Source organism: Pseudomonas ulcerans (assembly GCF_036324125.1).
Classification (GTDB): domain Bacteria; phylum Pseudomonadota; class Gammaproteobacteria; order Pseudomonadales; family Pseudomonadaceae; genus Aquipseudomonas; species Aquipseudomonas ulcerans.
Genome location: NZ_JAZDQN010000021.1, coordinates 50,733 through 65,343, shown reverse-complemented (window position 1 = coordinate 65,343; position 14,611 = coordinate 50,733). Strand labels below are relative to the sequence as shown.

At 64.3% G+C, this 14,611-nt stretch carries 13 protein-coding genes; 1 reads left to right on the top strand and 12 read right to left on the bottom strand.

The features are described 5' to 3' along the window. Nucleotides 1–59 precede the first annotated feature (59 nt). A complete protein-coding gene (locus tag V0R59_RS18790) occupies nt 60–1,001 on the bottom strand; it encodes a FecR domain-containing protein (RefSeq protein ID WP_330075954.1) in 942 nt (313 codons plus the stop codon). Next, a complete protein-coding gene (locus tag V0R59_RS18785) occupies nt 998–1,522 on the bottom strand; it encodes a sigma-70 family RNA polymerase sigma factor (RefSeq protein ID WP_330075955.1) in 525 nt (174 codons plus the stop codon). Before V0R59_RS18785 ends, V0R59_RS18790 begins: the two co-directional genes overlap by 4 nt. A 323-nt stretch (nt 1,523–1,845) precedes the next feature. Between V0R59_RS18785 and V0R59_RS18780 the strand changes: the two genes are divergently transcribed. After that, on the top strand, nt 1,846–2,364 hold the full coding sequence (locus V0R59_RS18780; protein WP_330075956.1) for an Hcp family type VI secretion system effector: 519 nt from the start codon (nt 1,846–1,848) through the stop codon (nt 2,362–2,364). Between the two features lie 95 nt (nt 2,365–2,459). On the opposite strand, the gene V0R59_RS18775 is transcribed toward V0R59_RS18780, so the two are convergent. The 10 genes from V0R59_RS18775 to tagH are packed head-to-tail and all read right to left on the bottom strand — an operon-like array spanning nt 2,460 to nt 14,603. Next, complete coding sequence (locus tag V0R59_RS18775; protein WP_330075957.1) at nt 2,460–3,470, bottom strand: serine/threonine-protein kinase; 1,011 nt, start codon at nt 3,468–3,470, stop codon at nt 2,460–2,462. After that, a complete protein-coding gene (locus V0R59_RS18770) occupies nt 3,467–4,189 on the bottom strand; it encodes a PP2C family protein-serine/threonine phosphatase (protein WP_330075958.1) in 723 nt (240 codons plus the stop codon). Before V0R59_RS18770 ends, V0R59_RS18775 begins: the two co-directional genes overlap by 4 nt. Further along, on the bottom strand, nt 4,189–7,701 hold the full coding sequence (gene tssM, locus V0R59_RS18765) for a type VI secretion system membrane subunit TssM (RefSeq protein ID WP_330075959.1): 3,513 nt from the start codon (nt 7,699–7,701) through the stop codon (nt 4,189–4,191). Before tssM ends, V0R59_RS18770 begins: the two co-directional genes overlap by 1 nt. A 32-nt stretch (nt 7,702–7,733) precedes the next feature. Then, nucleotides 7,734–7,910, bottom strand: coding sequence for a hypothetical protein (locus V0R59_RS18760; RefSeq protein WP_330075960.1), 177 nt, complete (start codon nt 7,908–7,910; stop codon nt 7,734–7,736). Beyond that, complete coding sequence (locus V0R59_RS18755; protein ID WP_330075961.1) at nt 7,895–9,889, bottom strand: lipase family protein; 1,995 nt, start codon at nt 9,887–9,889, stop codon at nt 7,895–7,897. The genes V0R59_RS18760 and V0R59_RS18755 overlap by 16 nt, the downstream gene beginning before the upstream one ends. 7 nt (nt 9,890–9,896) lie before the next feature. After that, nucleotides 9,897–10,751, bottom strand: coding sequence for a hypothetical protein (locus V0R59_RS18750; RefSeq protein WP_330075962.1), 855 nt, complete (start codon nt 10,749–10,751; stop codon nt 9,897–9,899). A gap of 6 nt (nt 10,752–10,757) precedes the next feature. Further along, on the bottom strand, nt 10,758–11,642 hold the full coding sequence (icmH, locus tag V0R59_RS18745) for a type IVB secretion system protein IcmH/DotU (RefSeq protein WP_330075963.1): 885 nt from the start codon (nt 11,640–11,642) through the stop codon (nt 10,758–10,760). A gap of 2 nt (nt 11,643–11,644) precedes the next feature. Further along, nucleotides 11,645–12,976: a type VI secretion system baseplate subunit TssK gene (gene tssK, locus V0R59_RS18740; RefSeq protein WP_330075964.1), complete on the bottom strand. Its 1,332-nt coding sequence runs from the start codon at nt 12,974–12,976 to the stop codon at nt 11,645–11,647. After that, on the bottom strand, nt 12,973–13,461 hold the full coding sequence (gene tssJ / locus V0R59_RS18735; protein WP_330075965.1) for a type VI secretion system lipoprotein TssJ: 489 nt from the start codon (nt 13,459–13,461) through the stop codon (nt 12,973–12,975). Before tssJ ends, tssK begins: the two co-directional genes overlap by 4 nt. After that, nucleotides 13,461–14,603, bottom strand: a complete 1,143-nt coding sequence (gene tagH / locus V0R59_RS18730; RefSeq protein ID WP_330075966.1) for a type VI secretion system-associated FHA domain protein TagH — start codon at nt 14,601–14,603, stop codon at nt 13,461–13,463. The genes tssJ and tagH overlap by 1 nt, the downstream gene beginning before the upstream one ends. Nucleotides 14,604–14,611 lie beyond the last annotated feature (8 nt).

Here is a 14,611-nt window from a genome sequence, read left to right as displayed (position 1 = left end):
AGGGGTCGAACGAGCGGCTCAAATCGACAAACGAAAATGAAAATATTTTTCACATCGACTCAGGCGAGTCCGCGAACCCGTACCCAGTAGCGGGTGCGCAAGTCCACACGCACCGGCAGGACCCGGTTGATGGCGGCCAGTGCGCGGTCGCTGTCATCCAGCGGGAATGCACCGGACAGGCGCAGGCCGGCGACCTCGTCGGCGCATTGGATAAAGCCCGGGCGGTAGCGTTGCAGTTCGGCGAGGGCACGGTCCAGGCGCCAGTCGTCGATCACCAGGCGGCCGTTGCTCCATTCGGTCTGGTTCGGGTCGAGCGGGTGCGGGGCCGGCAACGGGCCGTCGCCGAAGCTCAGGCCCTGGCCGGCATCCACCCGCAGTTCAGGCATGCCCGGGCGATTGCGTACGGCGACCGCGTGTTCCAGCACGGCCAGTTCGGTGTGGTCGTCTTCCTGGCGCACACCGAAGCGGGTGCCGAGGGCGCGCATCTGGCCGTGTCGGCTACGCACGCTGAGGGGACGCGGGTCCTTGCCGGTGGTCAGGAGGATTTCCCCGGCGCGCAGGATGATCAGGCGCTGCTCGGCAGTGAAGCGGATATCCACGGCGCTGGCGGTGTTGAGGATCAGCTCGCTGCCGTCCGCCAGCACCAGGCGCCGGCGCTCGCCGATGGCGGTGCGCACGTCGGCCAGCCACAGTGGCGTCTGGCGATAGCCGGTCCAGGCCAGGCCCGACACGCCGAGGCCAAGCACCAGGCCCTTGAGCAGGGTACGCCGGCCGGGGTGGCCGAGGTCGCTCGCCAGGGTGCCGCGGGCCAGCGTCGGCGATACCCCGCGCAACTCGCTCTGCAACGCTTCGAGGCGCTGCCAGGCCCAGGGGTGCAGGGAGTCCTGCTGCAACCAGGCCTGCCACTCGCCGTGGGTGCGCGGGCAGGCCGGCTCGGCACCGAGGCGGGCGTACCAGTGGGCCGCGTCGCGCAGGGCCTGGCGTTGAGCGGCGGCGCTCATCGCCCGGCATCCAGGGCGAACAGCAGGCACTGTTCGGTGGCGCGGGCGATGTACTTGGTCACCGAGCTGACCGAGACGCCAAGACGACTGGCGATCTCGCCGTAGGGCAGGCCCTCCAGTTGGGCGAAGAAGAAGGCCTGGCGAACCTTGTGGTCGAGGCCGTCGAGCATGGCGTCGATCTGCAGCAGGGTTTCCAGCATCAGCACGCGGTCTTCCGGGGACGCGGCCAACAGTTCCGGCTCATGAGCCAGGGCTTGCAGGTAGGCCTGCTCCAGGCTGCGCCGGCGCAGGTGATCGACCATCACCCGCTTGGCCACGGTGGCGAGGAAGTTGCGCGGTTCGCGCAGGGGATGGGCGACGGTGCTGGTGAGCAGGCGCAGGAAGGTGTCGTGGGTCAGGTCGGCGGCGCGCTCGCCGTCGCCCAGGCGCCGGCGCAACCAGCCGCGCAGCCAGAGGCTGTGGTCGCGGTACAGGTCACCGAGGTTGTCCTGGGCGGTGGAGGGCGGTAGCGGACGGGGCACCCGGATCTCCTGACAAGTGGATGCAATTAAGAATTGCTCGCAATCATAGTGAGGTTCGGGGGGAAAGGGAATGGGTGAGCCGCAGTGCCGATCTGGCGGTTGGCAGGGGACGCGGGGTACTTGAGTTTCTGGGTAAATAACGGTGATTGCGTGTGAAAGGATTTTCACAATGACTGGCCTTTATGAGAGGCGGACGTTGCCTTTCTGAGCCTATTAATAATCTATCTATTTGAAATATAAGAATAAAATAAAGTTGGCCTACATCTTGTACTTCAACTTGCCGTCGACGATCCGGATCGACGCCATCCATTTAGGAGTCAACGATGCCAACACCTGCGTACATGATGCTCGAAGGCAGCAAGCAAGGCCTGATCACTGCGGGCACCTTCACCGAGGACTCGGTGGGCAATATTTTCCAGCAAGGTCATGAGGATCAGATTCTCGTCCAGGCCTTCGACCACCAGGTCATCATTCCGCGCGACCCTCAGTCCGGCCAGCCCACGGGGCAGCGGGTGCACAAGCCGCTGATGATCACCAAGGTGTTCGACAAGTCCTCGCCGTTGATCTTCAATGCCCTGACCTCGGGCGAACGTCTGGAGAGGTGCCATCTGGCCTGGTATCGCACCTCTGCGTTGGGTAAACAGGAGCACTACTACTCGATCGAACTGGAGGATGCGATCATCGTGGACGTGAAGTCCCGCATGCCGAATTGCCAGGATCCTGAAATGGCGCACTTCACGCACCTGGAAGATGTGTATTTCACCTATCGCAAGATCATCTGGACCCACGAGATCTGTGGTACCACCGGTTCCGATGACTGGCGCAGCCCGCTCACCGCGTGATGCCGATGTGCTGATCGATGAGGCAACGACCGCTGTGGTCGTTGCCTTTTTTTTTGCGTTATGGATACGGTTCCCTTCTGTGCATCGGTGACCGACTATTTCGCAGGTGAAACCAAACGACCTATCCACCCCGGCCATTGCCGATCAATCCCGGAGCGGAATGCGTTTAGAAGCTCTTGCGCACCGATGCGTCGGGTGTGGGGATCGAGCGCCATTGCCAGGTGTAACGCGCGCCAGGTGCTCTGCGGCAGGTTCCTGGCCCTGCTGATCGATTTATCGAGCCGCTGCACCTGGGCCTGACGCGCGTCGCAACCGCGATAGGGAAGGTTCCCGGTGGCGAGTTCGTACAGCATGCAGGCCGCTGAGTAGATATCGGAGGCACAGCTCGGGACGCCCCCTTCGACTAACTCCAGGGCTGCATAACGCGGTGTCCAGGCTACGATCCGCTGCCTTTGCAGGCGGGGGAGGTCGATGACCTGCGGATGGGTCGACTCACTGAGCCCGAAATCGAATAAGCGCAATCCGTCCGCTTCGAGCATGAAGTTGCTGGGCTTCAGGTCGCCGTGCACCACGTTGCTTGCGTGCATATGGGCGACAGCCTCAAGCACGCGTACGGCGATGGGCTGCAACAGATCCCAGGCGAGCCCTTGCGGATGCTCGACGAGCATCCGGTCCAGCGGCGTGCCCTGCAGGTACTCCATGCTGATGAATCCGCGTCCTGACTGGCTGTCCAGATCGAAGTCGTGAAGACGGATGATGCCCGGGTGGTGCAACAGGCGATTCAGCGCGAACTCTTTGTAGAGCAGGGCATTGGCGTCAGGGTAGCGGGCATGGCATTCGTTCATGACCTTTATCGCCACGCGAGACACATGGCGCTCAAAGCGTGCGCGTACCCTGTCTTCGGCGCAGTAGACGGCGCTCATGCCACCCAGCCCCAGAAGCCGCTCCAGCCGATAACGACCATTGAGTAGCGTGGGTAGCGACTCCACGGTCGCTATCGAGGCGTCAGGGCCAGCCGAACGAGCTGCGAAGGCAGCGTACGTCGGGTTGGCGTCAATGGCAGCGCAGGGCTGTTCGCCGGCCCTTGCGGCATGGATGTCACTCACAGGCGTATCACCACGGCAGTCAGGTTGTCCCGGGCGGGGCCGCGCAGCGCGCATTCGAACAAGTGCGCCACTGCGGCCTCGGGGGATGTCAGCCCTAGCGACCGGCTGACAGCTTCGCAACTCAAGTCCTCATACAAACCGTCGCTGCACAGCAACAGGACATCGCCCGGTTCGGTGTGCAGCTCGAGGATGTCCAGTGACAGGCGTTCGTGAGCGCCCACCGCTTTCGTCAATGCGTGAGCGCGAGGATGCGAGGCCGCCTCCTGCGGACGCATTCGCTGTTGCGTAACCAGATGCTCCAGCAGGGAATGGTCGCGCGAGAGCTGGTAAAGACGCTGGCGACGCCACAGGTAGCAGCGGCTGTCGCCTGCCCAGACGCACGCCATCCTGTCTTCCTCCAGCAGCATGGCCACCACCGTGGTGCCCACGGTGGTGCCTTGCTGATGTTCAGGAAGGGTGAGCTCCTGGCTCAGGCGCCTGTTGACCCAGTGCAAACACTCTCGCAATCGCTTCAGGCGTTGTGCAAAACAGCCGTCCGCCGGCAGCGATCGCAAACTGTCGACGACCATCCGGCTGGCCAGGTCGCCTCGCTGGTGCCCGCCCATGCCATCGGCAACGGCCCAGAGCCCACGCTCCGGGCAGTCGAGAAATGCATCCTCGTTGCGCAGGCGCACCTTGCCGTTCTCGCTGCGCCCGGCGCTGCGCCAGGGCCTGCTCACTAGAGCACCGCCGGCAGCTGGAAGTTGCGTATCGCCTTCATGTCGAACGGATTGGGCGAGCGCTGGCTGAGCAGCAGGTAATTGGCCCGCAACCCGCCGACATCCGCCTTGAGCATCAACACGTCCCGCCCCCTATGCGGCTCTTTGTCCATCAGGTCCAGCAGCCGGAACAATGACCAGGGCCCGGTATTTTCCTGGAGTCCGGTCCGCCGCCCGTTCTGCTCCTCGACGATCAAACTGCTAAGCCCTTCGTCTTTCACCGCCGGCCACTGGAAGGCGCCAGGCACGATGGGACCGTGGCGATATTCCAGGTGCTGCCCGCCCAGGCGAAAATCGGCGCGGCTGAGGCTGGCGTCGAGCGAGTAGGGTTCAAGGCTGAACCGGATCAGCGGCTCCGAGGCACTTTCGGCGAAGAAGCCCTGGCGTATCAGCCGTACGTTGTTCATCTGGTGCAGCACGGCGGGCGACAGGGGCAGGCTGCGTCCGTCGACACTGCGCAAGCGGTAGCGGCTTCCGTCGAAGCTGGCGAAGGGTTCCAGGTACGTTTCGATGAACCGGTCGGCAGTCCCTTGCGCCTTGAAGAACTCCCTGAAATCAGCCAGGGCGACGTCGCTGGTGCTGTGGGCGTGGAAGGGGAAACGCTGGTGCAAGGCGCTGCTGTAGACGCTATAGAGTTCGCCTTGATAGCGATGGTTGACGTACCGATAGGCATCCGCCAATAGCAACTGCCAGTTGTCGTCGCTCACGGCTCGCAGCCAACCGTTCACCGGTGCCGGCAGCCTGCCGGCGTTCACGCGCACCTGGTCCAGCGCGCTGCGCTTGCCGTTGATCCGGACCTTGGCCAGCTCGAACGCCGCCTGGTCGTAGTGGCTTCCCTGGTTCAGGCCGTTCAGTTGCTGCTGCAGGTCGGCCAGGGCCGTCAGTGCCGGGATCAGCTCAGGGCTTGCCGCATCGCTGTCATCCAGCAGGCGATGCAGGGGTTCGAAGCGTCGTTGCACTGCTGACTTCGCGCTGTCCGCGAGTGGATTGGCGATGGCGCTCAACGCTTGCCCGGCCACGGCGTTCGCCACCTGGCCCGCCGCCGCCACCGGCTCGGCAAGCGCGTCGGCAGCGTCGGCCAGCTCGGCAGTGCGCTCGCCCAGTGTTGGAAAGCGGGTGTTGTCGCGTACCTGGACCAGCAACTGCAGCAGCGGAGAGTTCGCCGCCACCAGAGCGCCCGCCTGGTCGGCACCGGCCGCCAGGCTGTCGAGTGGGCGTAGCGTCAGCCTGGCCAGCGCCTGGTTCCAGTGAGTGGCGTAGTCATGGAAGTACAACTGCTCCACCTCGGCCATCAACGTCTGCAACTGCAGCGGATCGAGACTGCTGCTCTGACCCGTGACCCAGTTATCGCGCAGCAGCTCGCGCACCAGTCCGCTGGCGTGAACGAGAAACTGCTGCTGGTAGCCCTTTTGCGTGTAGAGACCCGGAATCACCGTGTGCCCGCCCTCGAACAGGCCACCCTGGGGCCCCAGGTGCTGGTCCAGACGGTACTGGGGCAAGGCGCGGGAGCGTTCCTGCAAGGAACGATAGGCCAGGCTGGCCAGCGGGACCTTCTGCAACGACTGCCGCGCTTGCGCGACCAGCGTGTCGTCGAGCGGATAGCGCAACGGTTGCTCCAGCAGCCGGGAAAAGTGTTCGCTCAAGCGCGAGCGCGCCTCAGGTTCGCCGGCATAACGTCGACTCCAGTCCGTGGCGGCCCACTGTTCGAGCGTGGCCCTGTCCCGCTGCTCAGGCAGGCCGAGCATCAGGTAGGCGCGCAGGTGGTCGAGCAAGGCATCGCGATCGTTCAGGTTGGCGCGGATCTGGCCTTCCAGCTGCTGTGCGACGCGGGGTAGCAATTGCTCGTTCAACTCGTGCGCATAGCGTTGCCGCAGTACTGCTGCGCTGGGTTCCCCTTGATACAGGCCATTGCGCTCGTGCAGGGCGAGGTTCGAGGCCGGTGGAAAGACCTGGACGGCGGCAAGGCTGGTGTCCAGCAGCGGCAGGATCGCCAGTGCGTCGTCCTGCCGGGCAACGGCGTCGTGCTGCCGGGTGAACTGCTCGCCGATCGTCCTGAGCTGGTCGAACCGGTGGTGGTTGTACATAAACCCCGTCGCCCATATCACGCCGAACAGCACCAGGCACGCCAATGCCCCGGCGTAGAGCGAGCGCTGGCCCCAGCGCAGGCGCCGCGAGGCGTGTGTGTCGAGCATGGCCAAACCGGCGTCCGGAAAAATGACCCGGCTGAGCAGGTGGTGGATGAAGCGCGGTTTGCCTTGCATCGAGCGCAGGGTGCGGGCAGGTGGCGCAGCGTCGGCTGGCGTGTTGTCTTCCGGGAGGCTGGCCGGCGTGTCCGGTGCCCAATGGGGCGCACTGGTCAGATAGATGCCGCGTAACTGGCTTTCGGGCTCGTAGCGGTTGCCTGCAAACGCCGTGTCCACCAGCAGGGCAAGCTGCGTTCCCATAAGGCCAAGGCGGTGCGGGAAGTCGAGGATACGGCCGCGGTTTTCGATGCTGCGCTCTTGCTGCAGGCGGGTCACCACCAGGCTGTTCAAGCGTCGCAGCAGGCCTTCGACGGCCTCGTGCAAGACGGCAGGTTCGGTGCCGCGTTGCTCCTGGGTGAAAGCGATACCCAGCGCTTGCTGGCTTTCCTCGCGGGTCAGATGGTCGAAGAAAGCGTCGAAGCCCTGAACCTCGTCCGCCTTGGTCAGCACCAGGTAGACCGGAACCCGGCAATGCAGAAGCGAGTGGATCTCCAGCAGACGGCTGCGGATCTGCCCGGCCAGGTGCTTGAGCGCGATGTCGTCGCCATCGATCAGCGACGTGATCGGCACGCTGACCATCACCCCGTCGAGCGGCCGTCCGCGCCGACGCTGGCGCAGCAGCTTGAGCAAGGTGCGCCAGCCCTGGGTGTCAGCCGCAGAGCGGGGGCAGAGGTAACGACCGCCGGTGTCGAGCAGCACGCCTTGTTCAGCGAAGTACCAGTCGCATTGTGAGGTAGTCGGTGGCGGGCTGTCCGTTTGGCCGTCCACCGGCTGCAGGGGAAACCTGATGCCGGAATGATCCAGCAGGCTGGTTTTGCCGCTGCCTTGCGGTCCGATCAGCAAGTACCAGGGCAGTTCCTTGCGCCAGCGCTGGGAACGGTTGCCGTACAGGTCCGGGCGCCGCAGGTTGCGCTGCGCCTGCTTGAAGCGGGTACGCAGGGTCGACAGTTCCTCGTCGACGCAAGGCTCGTGCGCCTGGGGTGGTTGCACGTCAGCCGCACGAGGGGCTGCGCGGGACGCGTGGCGCTGGCGGACCAGGAGCAGCATGAGTCCCCAGGACAGCAGCAGGATGCACAGGGTCAGCACCCGCGAGGAAACGGACTCCCAGATACGCTGATCGGCCACGGCCAGCAGCGGGCCGAAAAACCAGATCGTCAGGGCCAGGGCCAGGACCGGCAGCAGGCTCCATAACCAGCGCTGGCGCGCCAGGGTAGTAACGATGTTCTTCATTCAAACACTCTCGATCAGGTGATTCAGGTGATTCAGGCGTAGTGCTGCTCGGCCCGTCGTGCGTTTACCTTGGCAAGCTCGGCAGCGGCCTGGTTGGCCTCCAGGGCCAGCCATTGGCCAAGCAGGCAACGCAGGGCCTCGTTATCGGCAAGGTCGCCGAACACGTCCTGCCAGCCGAGAACACTCTGGGCCTTCAGGCGCTTTTGCACGGGGTGAGCTCTTTGCGTTCCCGGCCGCGCACGGCGTCCAGCAGCTTCAGGTCGTTCTCGAACATCAGGCGCAGCTGCAACTCGGTCTTGCGCTCGAACCGATGGTCGTGTTTCCGGCGCAGGTTGTAGCGAAAACGGGGGTAGGTGAGTTCGCTGGGGCGTTCCACCTCGGTCTGGATGCTTTCGACCTGCAGGCCCAGTTGCTTGCGTTCCTTGGTGGTGAACAGCGCACCTTGCTCCACCTCCCTTGAAATGCTGGCGTACCAGCGCAGCAAGGTGGCCAGCGATGCGTTGGCGTAGCCCGGGTCGTTGAAGTGCTCGCCGATGGACAGGACCTGCCTGAGGAAGGCATCGCGGGTCGGCATGTCGCCCTTGAGCTCGATCTCGCTGCTGAAGCGGGCGCAGGTCGATGCCGTGATCGCCTCGCAGCCGGGATTCCACAGCACCGACGAGGCAGGGCCTGCGCCGCGCTTGCGTGGCATGAAATGACCTTGCCGGCCGTGATGCCGGTAGGGGTTGCCGCTCAGGTTCAGCAGCCCGGCCAACAGCAGCACCGCGCCCACTGCGGGGCTGCCTGCCGAGGCGATCAACAGGGTGCTGCCGGGCAGCGCCAGCTTCCATTCCGCGTCCATCCACGGGGCGGGCACGCTGGGAATCGGGTCGTTGTGATTGACCAGCCGATGATGGACAACGGCCGCGGCCGCCTCGACAAACTCACTGTCGCCGGTACGCGGCGCGCCGTAGGTATACAGCTGCAGGTCGTTGGAAAAATCCCGTTGCAGCCACTCGGCGAGCAGCAGTGCGATCGCACCGCCCAGGCTGTGGCCGGTGACGATGAAGGTCTGGTTGGCGGTATGGAACGCGCGCAGGTACCTGGCAACAAAATCCTTGGCAGCCAGGAAGGCATTGTGGAAGCCTCGGTGCACCGCTCCCTGGTCATCGACATGCGGGACCTGCCGGGCGTCGGCATCCCTGAGGAAGTCGTGCATTTCCTGGCTGCCACGAACCGAAATCAGCACGAACCTGTCGTTATGGGTGATGAAGGCCTGGGTATCGGTGTTCTGGTGGTTCAAAAAGTGCACGTCCTCTGGAAATGCCCATCCTTGTTTTGCCTCCGCGGCGTAGCGCTCGGGATCGTAGGGCACGACCTCGAGGCGTTTGGAATAGGGCACTTCTTCGCAAAGCAGGTGGAACGGACCGCTCGTCTTGAACTGCGTCGGGCGGACTAGGTGGGCAAGCTGGCCGTGCAGCACCTTGCCGATACAGCCGGGCTCGTCGTAGGGCGGTTTTTTGCACGCATTCTTGTCATCGGGTGACTTGTTGAACGGCGCGTAGCTGAGCATGCACATCACCGAGAGGTGGTAGGCATTGAGGGCGCAGAAAGCCTTGTCCCGTGAAAACAGCGGGCTGTAGGCGCGCAAGGCCTTGACCTCGAGCACATTGTGGGTGTTGGGGCCCAGGGCTACACCCAACTGAGTGGGAGATGGCAGCACGGCCTCCTTGAGAAAGGGCGAAGGCCGCGGAGCACGGGTGGCGTCGGGGTCGGGCAGATGGGAGGCCTTGGTATGGACGAAGTCGCGGACTTCGACTCGCCAGAACCTGGCGTTTTCCTGTTCGGCACGTTGCTGTGCGAGGTAGGTGAGGCCGTTTTTGCGAGGGCCGGTTGGGGTTTGTTCGGCGGCGACCTGAAGGGAGGTCAGGGGGAGCTTGAAAGACTTCCGTATTTTAAGCTCCTCGTACCAAGGATCGACGATGCCTTGATAGGGCATCGACATATCCAATATCACCGGGCCGCAATAGACATTGTTTACCCGGCCATATCCGTCGGCATCGAGGATGCCCGTATAAGTGACACCCATACGGTCGTGAATTATATAGTCGAGGCCTGCATAAGTTTTCCCGCAACCGTGTTCATCTACAAGACGAAAGCTGCACCAGTGGCCGCGTTTGGGACAAGTTTCCTTGAGGTCAGTAATCATAAGTGTGTTACTCCGTGCAGCCGGGATAGACCGTGCAGGTCTGGCCGTTCATCTTGAAAGTTTTGAAAATCGGGGGCGTCTGACAACTTTGCCATCCACCCTCTTTGGGTAGGCATGGTTTCCAGCCATTCGGGAACTTGGTCCAGGTATTGTCGCGATAGGGTTCTTCCTCCGGATTAACCGCAACCGCCAACGTCACCGTTTTTCCGGCCAACTGGTCGTATTGCAAAAAGGTTCCCGTCGCTGAGCAGAACAGGAGCTTTTCAAGCTCGCCGACTCTGGACCGGGCCACGCTTTGCTGGAAAAGCCACCGGCACTCGGCCGGGAATTCAACGCGGCCCCGAGCATCGAATCCGGCTACACCGTCCGGCAGCCGGTCGACCACGCGGAAACGACCTCGGTCGGTGGTCCGCTGCCAGGCCTGATCGCCATGTGCGGCATGGACCACGATTTCGATTTCGGTGAGCCGCATGGTGCAAAGCCCGACGGAGTAGGTCAGGGGCAACTTGAGCGCGAATGAATGCGCGGCGGGCTTGATCGGTACCTTGTGGGTTGTGCCGAAATAGCGTGCGCTCCATTCGCCATACAGGTTCTGGCGTTGGCAGACGCTGCTGTCGGGGTCGATAGGGTCATAGCCGGGGTTGACCTCCAGGCCAAAGTGCGCCGGCAGGTCTCCGGCAAAGGTGAAGCTGTCCCAACCGCTGCGACCGGTTGCCGAAATGGCACTTTCCTTGAGGGCCATGCCGACCCAGCTGCAGCCGGTCAGGCCGAGCAGGACGAGGCCGATACCTGTCAGGCGCATGCCGCGCTGGCAACTGGCGCGGCTGCGCTGGGGGCAGGTTGGCATGTGTTCGAATGTCATCCGTGATTACTCCCCGCAAGCCGTGCCGTCTTCGCACATGGCGGAGTCCAGCAAAAAGGGCCGCAGCACCTGGTCACGTTGCTCCCCCAGCACCCAGGCGAACCCCGAGTAGAGGGTGGCCAGGCTGATGAGAGTGAACAGCGCCACCAGCCACCAGGGCACCACCCGCGGCGGCAATGGCCGCTCGCTGATGGTTTCCGGAGCAGGCGCCGACAGCACCTGCGGAGTGTCGCTGCGCAACTGGCGGATGTGCCGATAGAGATCGTCGCGAACCTCTTCCAGCGCCAGTCCGCCGTCATGGGTCGCCCTGGCGTACTTGCCCTTGAAGCCGAGCGACAGGCACAGGTACATCAACTCGATCATGTGCAGGTGGCGGGACGGACGGCGGATCACGCGCTCCACCAGCAGGAAGAACTTTTCCCCGCCCGACGTCTCGTTGTGGAAGTGACTGAGCAGGCTGCGGTTGGACCAGTCGCTGTGCTTGCCCCATTCGGTGTTCAACACGGCTTCGTCGACGACGGTGCACAGCAGGTAGCGCGCGGTCTGCACTTCATAGTGCTCGACGCCCGCCAGCCGGCTGCGCCGTTCGAACGCCTTGATGTCGTTGTTCAGGCGCCGGTTGAGCTTGTCCATGTCCTTGCAGCGCTTGCGCTGCTTGAGCCGAACGATATCGGACAGCAGGTCCGCCGCCGCGGCGATCAACGGGTTGGGGCTGATGCTGTAGGTCTGCGCGGGCTCCACCCGGGCGCTGTACACGTAATGGGATTCAAGCGCCTCGTAGCGCGGCGCTTGCGCGAAGTCGGTGAGGCTGGACTGCTCGGGGGGGCGACCGTCGAGGTCGACGATCACCGTGCGGTTGTCCTGGTTGTCGTAGGTGTCCTTGTCGATCATGGTCAGTTCCTGATGGCCCAGAATTGCAGCTCCAGCCCCGTGAACGTGCCGGACAGGTGGAACGCGAAACCGCCGGCGCTCTCCAGTTCAGGCACGTCGAGCGGCCCCGGTTCGAGCTTGAAGTAGGTTTTTTGCGTGTGGTACGGGATCTGCCTCGGTGCCACGGGCAGCGGGCTCAGCTTGATCCCGGGCAGGTGCAGGTTGACCAGGTCGCGGATGCTGTTGACGGTACCGATCTTCAACTGCTGCGGCAGGCGCTGGCGCAGGTCGTCCGTCTCGCCCTGGGCCTGGGCCACCAGCACGAAGTAGCCGCTGTGCAGGAATGACGGATCGGGCAACCGGGCGATCTGCACGCCGTACTTGTGCTGCTGCAGCGGCAACTGGACGGCGTGCTGTTCCAGCACCAGCGACAGCACCTCGCCGATCTGCACCCGCAGTCGCTCGAAACAGTCCAGTTGCCGCTGGTGGTCATAGCCGCCGTGCCCGGCCACGGGCCGGCGCTCGCTGGAAAAGGTCGACAGTTCGCCGAGCAGGGCCAGCAAGCTGCGATACACCTGTTCCGGGTGCAGCTGGTCCGATGCCTGGAAATGCCGCAGCAACAGTTCGGAACGGTTGATCAACTGCAGCATCATGAAGTCGCCCAGTTCCGCGCCACCGATCTGCCCGGTCGAGCGCATGCGCTCGGCAATCGCATCGCCCCGGCTCTTGAGCTGGTTGATGACCTGGTCGACACAGGCGGTCAACGGCTCGCACGCGCGAATATGCAGGTAGCTGGGCTGGAAGCGGGCATCGAGGAGCGCGGCCTGCAGGTTGTCCACGGACTGGATGTGACACACCTTGAGTTTGACGAAGGCGCTGTCGTGGGACTGCTCGCCCAGCATCAGCTTCAGGTCGGGGCGGGCACAGCTCAAGGTGCTGCGGGTCTGTCCGCCGGCATTGCAGTCGGCGACCTCGGCTTCATGGCTGACATAGCGCGCCAGGGTGTCGGCCTGTGTGGCAGTGCGGGTTTCGGCAGGGCTGCAGCCGAGCAGCGGCAGCCCGAGGTACACCGGCTGGTCACTGGTGCTGTGCGGTACGTCCAGCGACAGGGTCCCGTGTTCTTCCTTGAGTTCGAAGTAGCTGCCATCGGGCAGGATGCCGCAGGCATGGCGTACCACGATCTTGGCGAAGCGCAGGAAACCGGTGTCCAGCTTCAGGCTGAAGAATCCCGCGCCATGGCTGCTCAGCAACAGGGTGCGGCTGTTCAGCTGGTGGGCATGGTAGCGATCGTTTTGCTGAAAGTGCTGGGGCCGCAGCAGCATGCCTTCCTTCCAGACCACTTTGTCGGTGTTCATCGTGCCTGCTCCGGGGTGGATGGCGATGCGTCCGCCGGGTGAATGCCGTGCTGGTCAAGGATCAGGATGGTGCGGGTGATGCCGGCAGGGGTGAGGGGGATGACCTGGCGCCAGCGGGTTTCGGGCAGGTCGCGGTAGGCCGCGAGCACTGCGACATAAGCGCTGGTCGGGCGCACGCTGAGCTTGAGCCGGACCTGCTTGCCCGGGCTCAGTTCCAGCTCCTCGACACTGGTCAGGTCCGCGGCGAGGACGCTGTCGGCACGCTGGTAGAGGCTGAAGAAGTCGGCGTTCTCGAAGGCCACCGGATGCTTGAGCTCCAGCAGCCGCAGGACCACCGGGGACGGCCGGCCGTGCAAATCCGGATTGAGGTCGGCTGCGGCCGACAGGGTCAGGTCCAGCTTGGTGACGCTGGAGTACGGCGACAAGGCCGAGCAGCCGCCCAGCAGCAGGCTGCCGAGGGCAAGGAGGGGGATCAGGTAACGCATCAGGCTTCTCCTGTTGGGTATTCGCCCAGGCTGTCGAGCAATCGCTGCTGCTCGGCATACGCCGTTGCGAAGTGATCGCCGAAAGGCTGGTGTTCAAGGCTGTCGCCGAGCGTCTGGTGCAACTGGCAGAAGGCTTGCCAGCGCGCCGAGCGGGTCAGCCAGCGTCGCGAGCCACGGCGCTCCAGGTGCAGCACCACCCGGGCCGGAGACACCTGCTCCAGGGTGGCGCGTAGCGACGCGCGACAGGCTGCCGCCGTCGCCAGCTGGTGGCGTTGCAACTGCTGGAAGTGACGGACAAGCCGCGCCTGGCTGAGGGCCAGCGGCGCGCCCAGCCATTCAGCGACGGGCAGTGGCGCCCCGCTGCGTGACTCATCGTCTGTAGCGGGGGCGGCCAGGCTGTCCGCCCTGAGCTGCCTGCAGGTGTGCTGGCAGCGTCCGAGCTCGACGGCGCAGGTGCGCAGCAGGTGCATGGCGTTCAGCACCTGGCGTTCGCGCTCCGTTGCGTCGAGGCTTTCCAGGTCGAGGCCCAGGGGTGCCCCGAGCTGCCGCCAGAATCCCGAGGATGCCGGTGCCTGCAGCGCCTCGGGTGCCTGGGCTTGCGCCAGGGTGGGCAACTGCACGTGCAAGGCTTCCACCTGGGCATGGTCATCGTGCTGGCGGCTGCCTGGCGTGGCGCGCAGTACCTCGCCCAGTTCGTCGTCGCCGGCGGGGTCGTCTTCCTGATCGAAGCGTGTCAGCGGGTCGCTGTCGAGAAAATCGTCCTGGATGATGCTGTTGGCCGGCGCCGGGCGCCCGACATCCAGCGCCACCAGGTCCGCCGGCGGGATCAGGCGCACGAGGATGTCGAAGCCGCTGAGCCGATAGACCGCCTGGTTGCGCAGCCGGTGCGGACGATCCTTGCCCAGGCGCTCGCCGCTGGCGACCAGCCAGGTGCCATTGCTGCTGGTGTCGGTCAGGTAGAAATCGCCGTCGTGGAAGCTGATGCTTGCGTGGTGCCCGGACAGCTGTTTGCCCGGGTCGGGAATGCACCACTCGCACCGGGCGTTGCGGCCGACCCGGCCACCGGCCGTGGTGAAGGTGCGCCGCCGCGCGGTCTCGGGCAGATGGCCGGGCGGGTTGAGGATTTCCATCAACAGTTGCATCGACAGGC